Annotated in this window: 19 protein-coding genes; 14 read left to right on the forward strand and 5 right to left on the reverse strand. The window is 70.0% G+C overall.

The window, feature by feature from the left end:
- Window positions 1-4: 4 nt before the first annotated feature.
- Entirely contained in the window at window positions 5-685 is a 681-nt protein-coding gene (locus JJ685_RS16290; RefSeq protein ID WP_201675312.1) for a haloacid dehalogenase type II, read from the reverse strand.
- A gap of 136 nt (window positions 686-821) precedes the next feature.
- The gene (locus JJ685_RS16295; protein WP_201675313.1) at window positions 822-1,802 is read right to left on the reverse strand and encodes an amidohydrolase family protein; all 981 of its coding nucleotides are present in this window, start codon (window positions 1,800-1,802) and stop codon (window positions 822-824) included.
- Window positions 1,803-1,929: 127 nt separating this feature from the next.
- On the opposite strand from JJ685_RS16295, the gene JJ685_RS16300 reads away from it, so the two are divergent.
- The gene (locus JJ685_RS16300) at window positions 1,930-2,898 is read left to right on the forward strand and encodes a Bug family tripartite tricarboxylate transporter substrate binding protein (RefSeq protein WP_201675314.1); all 969 of its coding nucleotides are present in this window, start codon (window positions 1,930-1,932) and stop codon (window positions 2,896-2,898) included.
- A 6-nt stretch (window positions 2,899-2,904) separates the two neighbouring features.
- Here the strand turns inward: JJ685_RS16300 and JJ685_RS16305 are convergent, their stop codons facing one another.
- A complete protein-coding gene (locus tag JJ685_RS16305; protein WP_201675315.1) occupies window positions 2,905-3,642 on the reverse strand; it encodes an IclR family transcriptional regulator in 738 nt (245 codons plus the stop codon).
- A gap of 109 nt (window positions 3,643-3,751) precedes the next feature.
- On the opposite strand from JJ685_RS16305, the gene JJ685_RS16310 reads away from it, so the two are divergent.
- The 13 genes from JJ685_RS16310 (at window position 3,752) to JJ685_RS16370 (ending at window position 15,646) form a co-directional block, all read left to right on the forward strand.
- A complete protein-coding gene (locus JJ685_RS16310; RefSeq protein ID WP_201675316.1) occupies window positions 3,752-4,681 on the forward strand; it encodes a hydroxymethylglutaryl-CoA lyase in 930 nt (309 codons plus the stop codon).
- Window positions 4,674-5,858 (forward strand): CaiB/BaiF CoA transferase family protein, encoded by a 1,185-nt coding sequence (locus JJ685_RS16315; RefSeq protein WP_201675317.1) that lies wholly within the window; start codon window positions 4,674-4,676, stop codon window positions 5,856-5,858. Before JJ685_RS16310 ends, JJ685_RS16315 begins: the two co-directional genes overlap by 8 nt.
- A gap of 113 nt (window positions 5,859-5,971) precedes the next feature.
- The gene (locus JJ685_RS16320; protein WP_201675318.1) at window positions 5,972-6,904 is read left to right on the forward strand and encodes a LysR family transcriptional regulator; all 933 of its coding nucleotides are present in this window, start codon (window positions 5,972-5,974) and stop codon (window positions 6,902-6,904) included.
- On the forward strand, window positions 6,901-7,347 hold the full coding sequence (locus tag JJ685_RS16325; RefSeq protein WP_201675319.1) for a DUF2214 family protein: 447 nt from the start codon (window positions 6,901-6,903) through the stop codon (window positions 7,345-7,347). Before JJ685_RS16320 ends, JJ685_RS16325 begins: the two co-directional genes overlap by 4 nt.
- 41 nt (window positions 7,348-7,388) lie before the next feature.
- Window positions 7,389-9,062, forward strand: coding sequence for an arginine--tRNA ligase (argS, locus tag JJ685_RS16330; RefSeq protein WP_201675320.1), 1,674 nt, complete (start codon window positions 7,389-7,391; stop codon window positions 9,060-9,062).
- A gap of 2 nt (window positions 9,063-9,064) precedes the next feature.
- Entirely contained in the window at window positions 9,065-9,721 is a 657-nt protein-coding gene (locus JJ685_RS16335; protein ID WP_201675321.1) for an SPOR domain-containing protein, read from the forward strand.
- Between the two features lie 59 nt (window positions 9,722-9,780).
- Window positions 9,781-10,434: a thiol:disulfide interchange protein DsbA/DsbL gene (locus JJ685_RS16340; RefSeq protein WP_201675322.1), complete on the forward strand. Its 654-nt coding sequence runs from the start codon at window positions 9,781-9,783 to the stop codon at window positions 10,432-10,434.
- Window positions 10,435-10,543: 109 nt separating this feature from the next.
- Complete coding sequence (gene lptA / locus JJ685_RS16345; RefSeq protein ID WP_201675323.1) at window positions 10,544-11,200, forward strand: lipopolysaccharide transport periplasmic protein LptA; 657 nt, start codon at window positions 10,544-10,546, stop codon at window positions 11,198-11,200.
- Window positions 11,200-11,985 carry an LPS export ABC transporter ATP-binding protein gene (gene lptB / locus JJ685_RS16350; RefSeq protein ID WP_201675324.1) on the forward strand — a complete coding sequence of 262 codons (786 nt, stop codon included), beginning with the start codon at window positions 11,200-11,202 and terminating at the stop codon, window positions 11,983-11,985. The genes lptA and lptB overlap by 1 nt, the downstream gene beginning before the upstream one ends.
- Window positions 11,986-12,011: 26 nt before the next feature.
- Complete coding sequence (locus JJ685_RS16355; protein WP_201675325.1) at window positions 12,012-13,589, forward strand: RNA polymerase factor sigma-54; 1,578 nt, start codon at window positions 12,012-12,014, stop codon at window positions 13,587-13,589.
- A 1-nt stretch (window position 13,590) separates the two neighbouring features.
- Window positions 13,591-14,820 carry a THUMP domain-containing class I SAM-dependent RNA methyltransferase gene (locus JJ685_RS16360; RefSeq protein WP_201675326.1) on the forward strand — a complete coding sequence of 410 codons (1,230 nt, stop codon included), beginning with the start codon at window positions 13,591-13,593 and terminating at the stop codon, window positions 14,818-14,820.
- Complete coding sequence (locus JJ685_RS16365; protein WP_201675327.1) at window positions 14,804-15,211, forward strand: putative toxin-antitoxin system toxin component, PIN family; 408 nt, start codon at window positions 14,804-14,806, stop codon at window positions 15,209-15,211. The genes JJ685_RS16360 and JJ685_RS16365 overlap by 17 nt, the downstream gene beginning before the upstream one ends.
- A gap of 144 nt (window positions 15,212-15,355) precedes the next feature.
- Window positions 15,356-15,646: a hypothetical protein gene (locus JJ685_RS16370; RefSeq protein ID WP_201675328.1), complete on the forward strand. Its 291-nt coding sequence runs from the start codon at window positions 15,356-15,358 to the stop codon at window positions 15,644-15,646.
- 9 nt (window positions 15,647-15,655) lie between these two features.
- Here the strand turns inward: JJ685_RS16370 and JJ685_RS16375 are convergent, their stop codons facing one another.
- Both JJ685_RS16375 and JJ685_RS16380 read right to left on the reverse strand, forming a co-directional pair.
- Window positions 15,656-16,141 carry a CinA family protein gene (locus JJ685_RS16375; RefSeq protein WP_408015474.1) on the reverse strand — a complete coding sequence of 162 codons (486 nt, stop codon included), beginning with the start codon at window positions 16,139-16,141 and terminating at the stop codon, window positions 15,656-15,658.
- Window positions 16,135-16,608 carry a phosphatidylglycerophosphatase A family protein gene (locus tag JJ685_RS16380; RefSeq protein ID WP_201675418.1) on the reverse strand — a complete coding sequence of 158 codons (474 nt, stop codon included), beginning with the start codon at window positions 16,606-16,608 and terminating at the stop codon, window positions 16,135-16,137. Before JJ685_RS16380 ends, JJ685_RS16375 begins: the two co-directional genes overlap by 7 nt.
- Between the last annotated feature and the right edge of the window lie 33 nt (window positions 16,609-16,641).

Raw genomic sequence — 16,641 nt, forward strand, 5'->3', positions numbered from 1 at the left:
CCGTTTACTCGAAAAATGAAAGGACGTCGTCGAGGGTGCTGCCGGTGCGCGTGGGCTGCGTGCCCAGTTCCTCGAAGGGCAGGCGGTAGCGGTTGACCCACAAGGTGCGGTAGCCGAACCAGGTCGCGCCCAGCGCGTCCCAGGCGTTGCAGCTGACGAACAGGATCTGGCTGGCGGGCCGCTTCAACGCCTGCACGCCGAGGCGGTAGGCCTCGGGATGCGTCTTGTACTTGCGCACGGTGTCGACGCTGATCACGTGATCCAGCAGCCCCTCGAGGCCGGCGCTGCGCACGGCGACGCCCAGCATCTGCGGGTCCCCGTTGCTCAGGATGCCGGTGGGGATGCCGCGCGTCCGCAGCACCTGCAGCACCTCGCGGTTCTCCGGGAAGGCGGAGAGGTGCCGGTATTCGTTCATCAGGTGCTGCTCGTGCTCCGCCGTGAGCGCGAGGCCCAGCCGCTTGCACGCGTAGCGCAGGGAAGCGCGGGTCAGCTCCCAGAAGGGCTGGTAGTGCGCGCCTTCGCTGCTGGTGGTGACCAGGCGCGTGTACTCGATCTGCTTGTCGCGCCAGAGGACCGACAGCGCCTGCCCCTGCCCGGGGAAGAGCTGTTCCGCGAGCAGGCCCACGCTGTAGACGTCGAAGAGCGTGCCGTAGGCATCGAACAGCACCGCCTTGGGATGATCCATGGCGGTACTGTATTACGAACTCCAGATCGCATTAATGACCGTGGAGTCGATGAATCAGTGACTCAAATAATCGTAATGCGGTGCAGCAAGCGAAAAATCGTTCCGCATTACGGAAAATCGAGTGGCGCTACACCGCTCAGAAGCCGAACACCCTCTGCGCGTTGGCCGACCGGATGGCCCGCATCTGCGCCTCCGGCAGCGCCGCCGTATTGGCGAACGAGCCCTTCGTGTCGTGCACCCAGTGCGGCCAGTCGGTGCCGAACATCACGTGCTCGTGGCCCACGACGCTGATCAGGTACTGCAGCGGGCGCAGGTCGTAGGTGATGCTGTCGTAGTAGATGTGGCGCAGGTAGTCGGTGGGCTTGCGCTTCATCTGCCGGCGCGACGGCAGCTCGACCTCGTCGCCCTTCTCGAACCGGCCCACGAGATACGGCAGCGTGCCGCCGCCGTGCGAGGCGATGATCTTCAGGTCCGGGTACTGGTCGAAGAAGCCCTCGAAGATCATGCGCGTGATCGCGAGCGTGGTGTCGAACATGAAGCCGACCGACCAGGAGAGGTCGAACTTGCTCATGTCCATCAGGTCGACGCCGGGCGGGTCCGTCGGGTGCACCAGCACCGGCAGCTTGCGCTGGTCGATCGCCCGCCAGATGGGCGCGAACATCGGGTCGGTGAGGCTCTTGCCGGCGACGTTGGCCAGCACCATCACGCCGACCGCCCCCTTGGCGCAGGCGCGCTCCAGTTCCTCCACGGCGCGCTGCGGGTACTCCCAGGGCAGCGACGCGAACCAGCGGATGCGGTCCGGGTAGCGCGACTGCGCCTCGGCCACGTTGTCGTTGGCTTCGCGCGCGGCCAGCACGCTGATCTCCTCGCCGCCCCAGTACACGTTGGGGCAGGTCAGCGAGACCACCGAGACGTCGATCTTCGCCTGGTTCATGTGCTCGATACGCAGCTCCCAGTCGAAGTGGCCCTTCTGCGGGATCACCACCGGGGTGTTGCCGCGGAACACCTCGCGCTGGCCGTCGGGGCGCACCTGCACGTTGTAGATGCCGCTCTTTTCCTGCAGCAGTTGCAGCCACTTGTGCGTGAACATGTGGGTATGGACGTCGATGACGGTCATCGCGGGCTTCTCCTTGCCTGGGGGATGGGGGTGGGGCGCCGCTCCGGGTGCGACCGGATGGGCAGCGGGACGCAGATGCTTTACGTTTAATATATTAAATGATTCGCACCCGCTGGAGACTCTTCCCATGAAACGCCGCCATTTCGCCGCGCTCGCGGCCGCCACCCTCGCCGTCGCCTCGCTCGCCGCGCCCGCGGCCTTCGCGCAGGAACGCACGACGCGCATCTGGGTCGGCTTCCCGCCCGGCGGCTCGGCCGACGTGATCGCGCGCCTGCTCGCCGACAAGCTGCGCGTGTCGCTGAACCAGAACGTGATCGTCGAGAACAAGCCGGGCGCCGCCGGCCGCGTGGTGCTGGGCGAACTCAAGCGCGCCGCGCCGGACGGCCAGACGCTGGTGCTGTCGCCGAGCGGCGCGCTGGTGATCGCGCCCCACCTGTACAGCAACCTGCCCTACGACCCGATCAAGGACTTCACGCCGGTGTCGCGCCTGGTCACCTTCGATTTCGCGGTGACCACCGGTCCCGGCGCGCCGCAGGGCGACCTGAAGTCGGTGCTGGCGTGGATGAAGGCCAATCCGGCCAAGGCGAGCTACGGCACCTCGGGCGCGGGCACGGTGCCGCACTTCGCCGGCCTGCTGCTGTCGCAGGTGGCCGGCGTGCCGATCACGCACATCGCCTACCGCGGCGGCGCGCCCGCGGCGCAGGACCTGATCGGCGGCCAGATCCCGTTGATGGTGGACACCGCCTCCGAAACCATCGAGCACCACAAGGCCGGCAAGGTGCGGATCCTCGCGGTGACGGGCGAGCAGCGCAACCGCGCGCTGCCCGACGTGCCGACGCTCAAGGAGATCGGCATCAACACCTCCGCCGATGCCTTCTTTGGCCTCTACGCCCCCGCCGGGACGCCGGTGGAGGCGGTGAACCGCATCGACCGCGCGGTGGCCGAGGCGCTGAAGGACCCCGTGATCCAGGAGAAGATCTACGGCTTCGGCCTGGTGCCGAACCACGCGCCGGCCGCGGAACTCGCGGCGATGCAGGCCGCGCACCTGAAGCGCTGGGAGGGGCCGATCAAGGCCTCGGGCTACAAGGCCGAATAAGGCGGCTCACACTTTCCCGCTCAGGCTGCGCGCAGCCTCCAGCACCGCCTTGGCCAGCCGCTGGTCGTAGCGGTGCGCCGGCATGGTCAGCGTGACCGCGCCGGCGAGGCTGCCGTCCGCCCGGAAGACCGGCGCGGAGATGCCCCCCACCTCCGCGAGGCGGTCGCCCACCGCGGCATGGAAGCCGCGCTCGCGGATCTGCGCGTAGAGGCGGCGGTCGCGGGTGCTCGCGTCGTGCTGGCGCGCCGCGTCGAAGGCCATGAGCACGCGGCCGCCGGTGCCGCGGTCCGCCGGCAGCACGTCGCCGGCCCGGATGTGGTCGCGCACGGGGTGCGGCGAGTCGACCCGGAACAGGCACAGCCGCGCCAGCGAGGGCCCCTGGCCCTGCAGCACGTGGTAGGCCGCGCTCTCGCCGGTGGCCTGCACCAGCTTCTTCAGCACCGGCAGCACCACCCGGTCCAGGGAAAAGGACGCGGCATAGATGCCGTGCAGCCGCGCCACCTCCGCGCCCAGGCCGTAGCGGCCGTCTTCCAGCTTCTGCACCATGCCGGCGTGCTCCAGCGAGGCCAGCAGGCGCAGGGCGGTGCTCTTGTAGAGATCCGTGCGCGCGGCCAGCTCCGCCAGCGAGAGTGCGGTGTCGCCCGAGCGGAAGGCCGCGAGCAGCGTCAGGGCGCGGTCGACGGCGGCGGCGCCGCCGGGAGCGGAAGCCGGTTCGATCGCAGGGGCGGAGGAGTCTCGGGGCATGGGTTGACAGCGGCCCGGGGCCGGGCGAGGATGTTCAGGAAGAGAACGCCGTTCTATGGTACAGAACGGCGACCCGGCCGGCAAGCCGCCGGCGACCCCCTGGATTTCCATGACCCCCGATGTCCTGATCAGCGAAGTGGGCCCGCGCGACGGCCTGCAATCCGTGGCCGCCACCATGTCCACCGAACACAAGAAGCGCTGGCTCACGGCCCTGCATGCGGCCGGCTTGCGCGAGATCGAAGTCGCTTCCTTCGTGCCCGCGAAGCTGCTGCCGCAGATGGCCGATGCGGCCGAAGTGGTGGCCTTCGCCCGCACGCTCCCGGGCCTCACCGTGATGGCACTGGTGCCGAACGTGCGCGGCGCCGAGGCCGCGCTGGAGGCGGGCGCGCACAAGCTCACGATCCCGCTGTCGGCGAGCGCGGCGCACTCGCTCGCGAATGTGCGCAAGACGCGCGAGGAGATGGTGGAGGAGGTGCGCCGCATCGTCGAACTGCGCGACGCGACCGCGCCTGGCGTGCAGGTGGAGGCCAACATCTCCACGGCCTTCGGCTGCACGCTGCAGGGCGAGGTCGCGGAGGACGACGTGCTGCGGCTCGCGGCCGCCGCCATCGAAGCGGGCGCCGACGAATCCGGCCTGTCGGACACCACCGGCATGGCCAACCCGGCGCAGGTGCGGCGCCTCTTCCGGCGCATGTTCGCCGAGGTCGGCGACCGGACCGGCGCCGCCCACCTGCACAACACCCGCGGCCTCGGCCTGGCCAACTGCCTCGCGGCCCACGACGTCGGCGTGCGCACCTTCGACAGCTCGCTCGGCGGCCTGGGCGGCTGCCCCTACGCGCCCGGCGCCTCCGGCAACGTGGTGACGGAGGACCTGGTCTTCATGTTCGAGGCCATGGGCGTGCGCACCGGCGTGAACCTGGAGAAGCTGATCGCGGCGCGTACTCCGTTGGCCGAGGGCCTGCCGGGCGAGCCGCTCTACGGCATGACCCCGGAAGCGGGCCTGCCCAAGGGCTTCGCGCGGGAGGTGGCGCATGGCTGAAACCACGCTGCCTTATGAAGGCATCCGCGTCGTCGAATTCACCCACATGGTGATGGGGCCCACCTGCGGCATGGTGCTGGCCGACCTCGGCGCCGAAGTGATCAAGGTGGAGCCGCCGCAGGGCGACAACACGCGCCGGCTGCTCGGCTCCGGCGCCGGCTTCTATCCGCTGTTCAACCGCAACAAGAAGAGCATCGCGCTGGACCTGCAGACGCCGGAGGGCAGGGAGGCGGCGCTGAAACTCATCGCCACCGCCGACATCGTCAGCGAGAACTTCAAGCCCGGCACCATGAGAAAGCTGGGGTTCGACTACCAGACCCTGTCGAAGCTGAACCCGCGCCTCATCTGCGTCAGCCACAAGGGCTTCCTGCCCGGCCCCTACGACCACCGCACGGCGCTCGACGAAGTGGTGCAGATGATGGGCGGCCTCGCCTACATGACCGGCCGCCCGGGCGATCCGCTGCGCGCCGGCACCAGCGTCAACGACATCATGGGCGGCATGTTCGGCGCCATCGGCGCGATGGCGGCCCTGGCCCAGCGCGAGAAGACCGGCCGCGGCCAGGAGGTGCAGAGCGCGCTGTTCGAGAACAACGTGTTCCTGGTGGCGCAGCACATGATGCAGTTCGCCGTCACGGGCAAGCCGGCGGCGCCGATGCCCTCGCGCATCTCGGCCTGGGCGGTGTACGACGTGTTCACCGTGCGCGACGGCGACCAGATCTTCTTGGCCGCCGTCAGCGACACCCAGTGGAAGATCTTCTGCGAGGCCTTCGGCTACGCCGACCTGTACGCCGACGAACGCCTGAAGACCAACAACGACCGCGTGCGCGCCCGCGAGTGGCTGATCCCGACGCTGCGCGAGCGGCTGGCCAGCCACAGCGCCGCCGAACTGAGCGCGATCTTCGAGCGCAGCGGGCTGCCCTTCGCGCCCATCACGAAGCCGCAGGACCTGTTCGAAGATCCGCACCTCCGTGCCACCGGCGGGCTTGCCCCGCTGGAACTGCCCGACGGCCGCCAGACCCGCGTGCCCCTGCTGCCCTTCACGGTGGACGGCCACCGCCCCGGGCTGCGCCTGCAGCCGCCGAAGTTCAACGAGCACGGCCCCGCGCTGCTGCGCGAGCTGGGCTACGGCGAGGAGGAGATCGCGCGATTGACCCCCCAGGCCACCGGGAACGATTGAATTCAATTTCCTCGCCGCTGCCCTCGCCACGGCGAAGGAAGCGCGCGAGTTTCGGGGTAATCCGCCGAATCCGAGCGCTGATTCGTGACCGGCGCGGCCATAATCCGCGCTGCATGGACAAGCTCAAGCAGCTCGAATCCTTCGTGTCCGTGGCCACGCGCGGCAGCCTGACGGCCGCGGCCCGGGCCGAAGGCGTGGCGCCAGCCATCATGGGCCGGCGCCTCGATGCGCTGGAAGAGCGGCTGGGCGTCAAGCTGCTGGTGCGCACCACGCGCCGCATCACGCTGACGCACGAAGGCAGCGCCTTCCTGGAGGACTGCCAGCGCCTGCTGGCCGACATCGCCAACGCGGAGGCGAGCGTCAGCGCCGGCGGCGTCAAGGCGAGCGGGCACCTGCGCGTCACCGCGCCGGCGGGCTTCGGCCGCCGCCATGTCGCCCCGCTGGTGCCCCGCTTCCGCGAACTGCATACCGACGTGACCGTGTCGCTGAACCTGAGCGACCGCGTGGTGGACGTGGCCGGCGAGGGCTTCGACTGCGCGGTGCGGGTGGGCGACTTCCCGGACTCTTCGCTGGTGGGGGTGCGCCTTGCCGACAACCGGCGCCTTTGCGTCGCCACGCCGGCCTACCTGCGCCGGCATGGCACCCCCGAGCATCCCAGCGACCTGGCGCGCTTCGATTGCCTGACGCTCTCCAGCGATGCCTCGCAGACGCGCGGCTGGGCCTTCATGGTGCCGGGGCGCAACGGCGAGGGCGAGATCCTGCACATCAAGCCCCTCGGCCCCCTCGACTGCTCCGACGGCCAGGTGCTGCACGACTGGTGCCTGCAGGGCTTCGGCATCGCCTGGCGCAGCACCTGGGAGGTGGAGCAGGAGATCGCGGAAGGGCGCCTGGCCGAGGTGCTCGCCCCGTTCGCCGCGCCGCCCAACGGGATCTACGCCGTCTTCCCGCAGCGCAAGCACCTGCCCCTGCGGGTGCGGCTGTGGATCGATTTCCTCAAGCACCACTACGCCCAGCCGCGCTTCTGGATGGCGGGCGCCACCTCATGATCCTCGAATCCATCCTCGCCTTCCTGCACCTGTCCGCGATCTTCGCCCTGATCGTCTTCGCCACCAGCGAGGCGGCGCTGTGCCGCACGGAGTGGATCAACGCGCGGGTCGTCGAGCGGCTGGTGCGGGTGGACCGCATCTACTGGGTCGCGCTGCTCGCGGTGGTGCTCACCGGGCTGGCGCGGGCCGCCTGGGGCATCAAGGGCGCGGGCTGGTACTGGACCAACTGGCTGCTGCACCTGAAGCTCACGGCGACGGTGGTCCTCCTCGCGCTGTCGCTGCGCCCGACGCTGCGGTTCCGCCGCTGGCGGGCGGCCCTGCCGGCCCTGCCGACGGAAGGCGAGGTCACGCAGGTGCGGCGGATGGTCATGGTCAGCACGCACATCGTGCCGCTGATCCCGCTGGCGGCGGTGTTCCTGGCCCGGGGCTTCGGCGGCAGGTAGCCGCTCACAGGTGGGTTACACCCCCCTCGTAAAATCCCCCGATGCTCCAAGCGAAACAAGAACTGCTCGCCGCCCTCGCGGCCGGGCTGGAACAGCTGTCGCCGGGTGCCGGCGAGAAGGCTGCGTTCGAAAGCCCCAAGGTCGCCGCCCACGGCGACTTCGCCGTCACCGCCGCGATGCAGCTCGCCAAGCCCCTCAAGCGCAACCCGCGCCAGGTGGCCGAAGCCCTGCGTGAAAGCCTGCTGGCCGCGCCCGCGTTCCAGCAATGGGCCGAAGCGGTCGAGATCGCCGGCCCGGGCTTCCTCAACGTCCGCCTCAAGGCGGCCGCCAAGCAGCAGGTCGTGCGCGAGGTGCTCGCCGCCGCCGGCGGCTTCGGCCAGCAGCCGCTGCACGGCCGCCGCGTCCTGGTCGAATTCGTCTCGGCCAATCCCACGGGGCCGCTGCACGTCGGCCACGGCCGCCAGGGCGCGCTGGGCGACGCGATCTGCAACCTCTACGCCACCCAGGGCTGGAACGTCCACCGCGAGTTCTATTACAACGACGCGGGGGTGCAGATCCAGACCCTGGCCACCAGCGTGCAACTGCGCGCCCGCGGCCTCAAGCCGGGCGATGCCGGCTGGCCCGAGGCCGCCTACAACGGCGACTACATCCAGGACATCGCCGACGACTTCCTGGCGAAGAAGACGGTCCGGTCGGACGACCGCGAGTACACGGCCAGCGGCGATGCCGAGGATCTGGACGGCATCCGCCAGTTCGCCGTGGCCTACCTGCGCCACGAACAGGACCTGGACCTGCAGGCCTTCGCCGTGCGCTTCGACCAGTACTACCTCGAGTCCAGCCTCTACACCAGCGGCAAGGTCGACACGGTGGTGCAGCGCCTGCGCGACAACGGCAAGACCTACGAGCACGAAGGCGCGCTGTGGCTCAAGTCGACCGAGTACGGCGACGACAAGGACCGCGTCATGCGCAAGGGCGACGGCACCTACACCTACTTCGTGCCGGACGTCGCGTACCACATCACCAAGTGGGAGCGCGGCTTCACCAAGGTCGTGAACATCCAGGGCACCGACCACCACGGGACCATCGCGCGCGTGCGCGCCGGCCTGCAGGCCGCCGGCGTCGGCGTGCCCGAGGGCTACCCCGACTACGTGCTGCACACCATGGTGCGCGTGATGCGCGGCGGCCAGGAGGTCAAGATCTCCAAGCGGGCCGGCAGCTACGTGACCCTGCGCGACCTGATCGAGTGGACCAGCAAGGACGCGGTGCGCTTCTTCCTGCTGTCGCGAAAGCCCGACACCGAATACGTGTTCGACGTCGACCTGGCACTGGCGCAGAACAACGACAACCCCGTGTATTACGTCCAGTATGCGCACGCGCGCATCTGCTCCGTCCTGGCCGCCTGGGGCGGCGACGCGGCGACGCTGCCGGGCGCCGACCTGTCCTCGCTGGAGCACCCGGCCGCGTTGAACCTGATGCTGCAGCTGGCACGCTACCCCGACGTGCTGGCCGCCGCGGCCGCGGATTTCGCGCCGCACGACATCACCTTCTACCTGCGCGAGCTGGCCGCGGCCTACCACAGCTACTACGACAGCGAACGGATCCTGGTGGACGACGAAACCCTGAAGCGGGCGCGGCTGGCCCTCGTGGCCGCGGTCGCGCAGGTATTGCACAATGGACTGGCTGTGCTGGGGGTGAGTGCCCCCCACAAGATGTGAGCATGAAACAGAAGCAAAGCGGCAACGTTTTCGTCGGAATCATCATCGGCGTGGTCCTGGGGCTCGCCGCCGCCCTCGCGGTGGCGGTGTACGTCACCAAGGTCCCGGTCCCCTTCCTGAACAAGGGCCCCAGCCGCTCGGCGGAGCAGGATGCCGCCGAGTCCCGCAAGAACCAGAACTGGGATCCGAACGCGCCCCTGTACGGCAAGAACCCGGCCAAGCCGCTGCCGCCCGCGCCGGGCGTGGCGGCCTCCGCGCCGGCCGCGCCCGCCGCGCAGGCGCCCAAGCCGGCCGAGACGAAGGAAGCGGAAAGGCCGAAGGAGAAGGACAAGGAGCCCGTGCCGCCCGCGGTGGCCGGCCGTCCGGCCCCGGCCGACCCGCTGGGCGAGCTCGCTGCCGCGCGGGCCGGCGGCGGCAGCGATCCCTTCCTCTATTTCGTGCAGGCCGGTGCCTTCCGCACGCCGGAGGACGCCGAGGCGCAGCGCGCCAAGCTGTCCCTCATGGGCATCGAGGCCAAGGTCACGGAGCGCGAGCAGTCCGGCCGGCAGGTCTTCCGGGTGCGCGTCGGCCCCTTCAGCAGCAAGGACGACGCCGACCGCCAGAAGGAAAAGCTGGACGCCGGCGGCTTCGAAACCGCGCTGGTGCGCGTGCAGCGCTGAGCGGCCGCGGAACCAAGCCCGCGCGCGCCGCTCACAGGGAGTTCAAGGAGTCACAAGCAATGAATCGACGGGAATTTTCGGTGGCCACCGGCGCCGTGCTGGGAGCTGCCGCCCTGGGCCTGCCGGGGCTCGTGCTGGCGCAGGGCCGGCCTGAAGAGGGCAAGCACTTCCGCCGCCTGGACAAGATCGTCCCGCCGGACGGCGCGCCGGCCGGCAAGATCGAGGTGATCGAGTTCTTCTGGTACAGCTGCCCGCACTGCAACGCCTTCGAGCCCAAGCTCGCCGCCTGGGCGAAGAAGCTGCCCCAGGACGTGTACTTCCACCGCGTGCCGGTCGCCTTCCGCGACGACTTCGTGCCGCAGCAGCGCCTGTACTACGCGCTGGAGGCGCTGGGCAAGGTCGAAGAGCTGCACGCCAGGGTCTTCGACGAGATCCACAACAAGCGCCAGCCGACCAACCGCGAAGACCTGATCCTGGCCTTCGTCGAGAAGAACGGCGTCGACCGGGCCCGATTCCAGGAGGCCTACAACTCCTTCACGGTCCAGACCAAGGCGCGCCGCGCCCGCCAGCTGCAGGACCAGTACGAAGTGCAGGGCGTTCCCGCCATGGGCATCGCCGGGCGCTGGTACACGGACGGCGACCTCTCCGGCAACATGGACCGCTGCCTGCAGGTGGTGGACTTCCTGGTTTCCGAGGCGCGCAAGGCCAAGTAGCAGGCCAGGAATAAAGCACGGCAAGATGGCTTGCCAGTCGTCGAAAGAGCCCGCGGACGCGGGCTTTTTCATCTGGGATGGATACAATCGCAGCAAGATTCGTGCCTTTATGAACAAGAAGCCTGCCTGTCTCGCCATCGCACTCCTCCTGGTCCTGGCCGTCGTCCCCGCCGGCGCCGAGAAGGCCGACCGCACCAAGCCCATGAACGTGGAGGCCGACACCTTGCGCTACGACGACCTGCAGCAGACCAGCGTGTTCACGGGCAAGGTGGTGGTGACCAAGGGCACGATCGTCATCCGCGGGGCGAAGATGGTGGTCCGGCAGGATCCGGAGGGCTACCAGTTCGGCACCGTGACGGCCGAGGCCGGCCGGCTGGCCTTCTTCCGCCAGAAGCGCGACGGCGTCGAGGAATTCATCGAGGGCGAGGCCGAGACCATCGAGTACGACGGCAAGGCCGACAAGGTCCGCTTCATCGGCCGCGCCGAGATGCGGCGGCTGCGCGGCGCCACGATCAACGACGAGACCAGCGGCGCCGTCATCACCTACGACAACACCAACGACCAGTTCACGGTCGATGGCGCGGTCGCCGGCACCGCCACGCCGGCCAATCCGGGCGGCCGCGTGCGCGCCACGCTGGCGCCGCGCCCGACGGCCTCCGCGCCGGCCGGGGCCGCTTCCGGCCCGCGCGCGGCGGCGGTGCTCCCGGCCCAGCCGGCGTCCGCCCGCCTGCGCGCCACGCCCAACCTGCCCCCGGAGACCCGCTGATGGGCGACTCCGAGACCGTCCACGTGGAAGCGCCCGTCGTGGTGGCCAGCCGGCTGGAGGCGCGCCACCTGCAGAAGTCGTATGGCGGCCGCAACGTCGTGAAGGATGTGACGCTGGCCGTGGACAACGGCGAGGTGGTGGGCCTGCTCGGGCCCAACGGCGCGGGGAAGACAACTTCCTTCTACATGATCGTGGGGCTGGTGCGCGCCGACGGCGGCGAGATCTCCATCGACGGCAGGTCGGTGGAGCACATGCCGATCCACCGCCGCTCGCGCCTGGGCCTGTCCTACCTGCCGCAGGAAGCGTCGATCTTCCGCAAGCTCAACGTGGCCGAGAACGTGCGCGCCGTGCTGGAATTGCAGCAGGGGCCGGACGGCAAGCGGCTGCCCGGCAGCGAGATCGAGCGCCGCCTGACCGGCCTGCTGCAGGACCTGCGGGTCGATCACCTGCGCGATTCGCCGGCGGTGGCGCTGTCGGGCGGCGAACGACGCCGGGTCGAGATCGCCCGGGCGCTGGCCACCCAGCCGCGCTTCATCCTGCTGGACGAACCCTTCGCCGGCATCGATCCGATCGCCGTGATCGAGATCCAGCGGATCATCGGCTTCCTCAAGTCGCGTGGCATCGGCGTGCTGATCACCGACCATAACGTTCGGGAAACCCTCGGGATCTGCGATCACGCGTACATCATCAGCGAAGGGCGCGTGCTGGCGCAGGGAACGCCGGCCGATATTGTGAATAACGCGGATGTGCGCCGGGTCTACCTCGGCGAACATTTCCGGATGTAGGGGTAGAGGGGAATGACGGGAGGAGAATGAAGCAGGGACTGGCACTTCGTGTCTCGCAGCACCTGGCGCTGACACCGCAGCTCCAGCAGTCGATCCGGCTGCTGCAGCTGTCCACGCTGGAACTGGGCCAGGAAGTCCAGCAGATGCTGGACGAGAATCCCTTCCTGGAGGTCCAGTCCGAGGACGCCGGGGAGGAGTTCGGCATTGCCGTGGCCGACCAGCGCGCGGCGGTCGACGAGCCCGAGACCGGCTTCGAGGGCGCGACCGCCGGCGTGCAGGAAAGCGCGACCACCACTTCTTCCACTTCCTCCGAGACGGAATCCGAAGGCGGCGACTACGCCAGCGACGACCCGAGCTGGGAAGGCGATGGCAGCACCGAGACCGTGCCCGACGACGGCGAGTGGGGCGGCGAAGCCCCGGCGGCCAAGCGCAACAACAACGGCGACGACGACGAAGTGGACGCGACCGAGCTCGCCCGCGGCAACGAGTCGCTGCAGTCCTGGCTGCACCGCCAGGCGCTGGCGCTGCGCCTCGGCGAGGTCGACCGCATGGCGCTGCGCTTCCTGATCGAATCGCTCAACGACGACGGCTACCTCGAGGAACCGCTGGAGGAACTGGCCGCCGGCCTCGCTCCCGACGACCTGGAGCAGCAGGAAGAACTGGTGCACCGCTTCACGGTGGCGCTGCGACTGCTGCAGACGCTGGACCCGCCCGGCGTCGGCGCCCGCAACCTGTCCGAATGCCTGACGCTGCAGCTCAAGGCCATGCAGCAGGACGAGGAGGACGAGGACGTCGCGGCCTGCGCCGCGGCGCTCAAGATCTGCCAGCAGTCGATCGACCTGCTCGCCAAGCGTGACGTCAAGCGGCTGGCCCAGCTGTGCGGCGAGGCGGAGGCTTGCGTGCGCGCGGCGATCGGCCTGATCACGCGGCTGGAGCCCAAGCCGGGCCGGCGCTTCATCGACGTCGAGCGCAACGTCGTGGTGCCGGACGTGATCGTCACCCAGGTGGGCCGCGGCTCGCGCGCCAACTTCCGGGTGCAGCTCAATCCCGACGTGATGCCGCGGCTGCGCGTGCACGACGTCTATGCCGGCGCGCTCAAGTCGCACCGGGGCGAGGGCCACCAGGCGCTGCAGCAGCGGCTGCAGGAGGCCCGCTGGTTCATCAAGAACATCCAGCAGCGCTTCGACACCATCCTGCGCGTGTCCACCGCCATCGTGGAGCGGCAGCGCAACTTCTTCATCCACGGCGAGCTGGCGATGCGCCCGCTGGTGCTGCGCGAGATCGCCGCCGAACTGGGCCTGCACGAATCCACCATCTCGCGCGTGACCACGGCCAAGTACATGTCCACGCCTTTCGGCACCTTCGAGCTGAAGTACTTCTTCGGCTCGGCGCTGGGCACCGAGACCGGCGGCAACGCCTCCAGCACCGCGGTGCGGGCGCTGATCAAGCAGTTCGTCGCCGCCGAGAACGCCAAGAAGCCGCTGTCGGACAGCCAGATCTCCGAGATGCTGAAGGAGCAGGGCATCGAGTGCGCCCGCCGCACGGTCGCCAAGTACCGCGAGGCGCTGCGGATCGCCCCCGCCAACCTGCGCAAGGCGCTGTGACGTGAGTTCCCTCCAACTGTTCCTCCCCTGCGCGGGAGGCGTCGAGACCTACCTGGCCGAGGAAGTCGCGCGCATCGCCGGCCCCTCCGCGCGCGAGCTGCGCACCGCCCGCGGCGGCGTCCAGCTCGCCGCCGGCTGGCCCGAGGTCATGAAGCTCAACCTGCACAGCCGCCTCGCGCAGCGCGTGCTGGTGCAGCTGGCGCACCGCCCGTACCGCGCCGAACCGGACCTCTACGAAGCCGCGTCCGCCGTCGCCTGGGAGGATTGGTTCACGCCGCGCGAGAGCTTCAAGATCGAGCTGACCGCGCACCAGAGCCCGCTCAAGAGCCTCAATTTCGCCGCTCTGCGCATCAAGGACGCCGTGGCCGACCGCTTCCGCGCGCGCGGCGGCGTGCGGCCCGACGTCGACACGCAGCGGCCCGCGGTGCGCCTGTTCGCCCATCTCTCGGCCGAGGCCGTCACGCTCTACATCGACAGCTCCGGCGAGCCGCTGTTCAAGCGCGGCTGGCGCGAGGACAAGGGCGAGGCGCCGCTGAAGGAGACGCTGGCCGCCGCCATCCTGGTCGCGAGCGGCTGGGACGCCACCGTGCCCCTGTACGACCCGTGCTGCGGCAGCGGCACCATCGCGATCGAGGCGGCGCAGCTCGCGTGCAACATCGCGCCCGGCCTGCTGCGGCGCTTCGGCTTTGAGCGCCTGCGGCCGCACCTGGCGGCGGACTGGGCCGCCCTGAAGGCGCAGGCGCAGGCCGCGCGGCGCGCGCCCACCGCGCCGGTGTTCGGCAGCGATGTCGCCTTCCGCATGGTCGATTTCGCGCAGCGCAACGCGCAGCGGGCCGGCGTCGGCGACGCCGTGCAACTGCGCGGCGGCGATGCGCTGCAGCGCATGCCGCCCTCGGAGCCGGGGGTCATGCTGCTCAATCCGCCCTACGGCGAGCGCATCGAGGCCGGCGGCATCGCGGGCCCCGGCCGCGGCGGCCGCGAGCGCGCCCAGATGGAGCAGGCGGGCGACTTCTTCGCCCAGCTCGCCACGCACTGGAAGCGCAACTACGCCGGCTGGACCGCCTGGGTGCTGTCGCCCGACGCGAAGCTGCCGGGTCGCATGCGGCTGAAAGAGACGCGCCGCGTCCCGATGTGGAACGGACCGCTGGAATGCCGCCTGTTCCGCTTCGACATGGTGGCCGGCTCGGCCCGCGCACCGCGCGCCGGAGGCGAGGATGCAGCTGGTTCTTGACACCAACATCGTGCTGGACCTGCTGGTGTTCGATGACCCGCAGGTCCAGCCGCTGTCGCGGCGGCTCGGTGCCGGCGAGCTGCGCTGGCTGGCCACCGCCGCCATGCGCGAGGAACTGGCGCGCGTGCTGCGCTACCCCAAGCTGGCCGAGCGCGTCGCCTCCCAGCGCGGCGACGAGTCGGCCGTGCTGGCGGATTTCGACCGCCACGCCCGGCTGGTCGACGATCCACCCAGGGCCAGCGTCACCTGCGGCGACCCGGACGACCAGAAGTTCATCGACCTGGCGGTGGCGCACCGCTGCACCCTCCTGTCCAAGGACCGCGAGGTGCTGCGGATGAGGAAGCGGCTGGAGCGCCTGGAAGTCACCGCCACGGCCCGGTTCGCCGACTGAGGCCGGGTTCGCCTCTTTCCCGCCCCGGACGGGGTGGGGTACTACGTCAGGGGTAGGCCGAAACCGCTGTCACAACCGTATCGTTCCGACAGGTACTCGGGCAGGCACGTGTCATGCTTGGTATCCAGAGAAGAGAGTGACATCGTGAACACTGCCCCCAACCCCCAACAGACGGAAGAACGCAATGCCAGGCTGGTGCGCAACCTGCTGGCGCTGCGCATGGTGCTCGCCACGGACCAGATGCAGACGGGCAAATGGGGCGACCGGATCGCGGAAATCGACGAGGAACTGGCCATCCTGGGCCACGACATGAAGTCCACCGCGGCCAGCGCCGCCGAGGGAATGCGCCGCACCTTCCTGCTACCGCGGCTCGTCAAGCAGCGCCGCGTGCGGGCCAACCACCGCGCGGCCACCCGGGCCGGGTCGCCCAACTGAGGCCCGCCCTCAGGGAAGCAATCCCAGCACGCGCTCCAGCGCGTGCTGCACCGCGGCAGCGCGGATCGCCGCCCGGTCGCCATCGAACAGGCGCGTTTCGCTGGACAGGTGGCCGTCCACCTGGAATCCGAACCACACCGTCCCCACCGGTTTTTGGGGATTTCCCCCAGTCGGCCCCGCAATTCCGGTGACTGCAACCGCCACCCGGGCCCGCGAATGGCGCACGGCGCCGAAGGCCATGGCGCGCGCGACGACCTCGCTGACCGCACCGTGCCGGGTGATCAACTCCGGGTCGACGCCGAGCAGTTCCTGCTTGGCCTCGTTGGAATAGGTGACGAAGCCGCGCTCGAACCACAGGCTCGACCCGCCCAGGTCGGTGCAGGCGGCGGCGATCATGCCGCCGGTGCAGCTTTCGGCGGTCGCCATCATCCAGCCGCGCGCCAGCAGCGCCTCGGCGAGCCGCTCGCAGAGCGCCTCGGTGGCGGCGCTCACCAGAGCGTCCTCCAGAGTGCGATCACCAGCAGCGTGCAGAACGCCGCCATCAGGTCGTCCGCCAGGATGCCGAAGCCGCCGCGCCAGCCCATGCCCTTGAAGCGGCGGTCGGCCCAGGCCATGGGCCCGGGCTTGGCGGCGTCGAAGTAGCGGAACACCAGGAAGGCGGAGAGCTGCGCGATCCAGCCGGCCGGCATCACCAGCCACAGCACGATCCAGAAGCAGACGATCTCATCCCACACGATGGACGAGGGATCGGGCGAGCCCAGGTGGCCGGCCGTCACGCTGCAGGCCCACCAGCCGAGCGGCAGCGACAGCGCGATCAGCTCGCCGATCTGGGCCGGCGCCAGCCAGTGCTGGAGCAGCAGGAAGGCGGCCCAGGCCAGCAGCGTGCCGCACGTCCCCGGTGCGACGGGCGAGAGGCCGGCACCGAAACCGAGCGCCACGACGTGCGCCGGGTGCGACAGCATGAAGCCGGCCGTCGGGCGCCGGGGGGCCAGCGG

The organism is Ramlibacter monticola, from assembly GCF_016722785.1.
GTDB lineage: Bacteria > Pseudomonadota > Gammaproteobacteria > Burkholderiales > Burkholderiaceae_C > Ramlibacter > Ramlibacter monticola.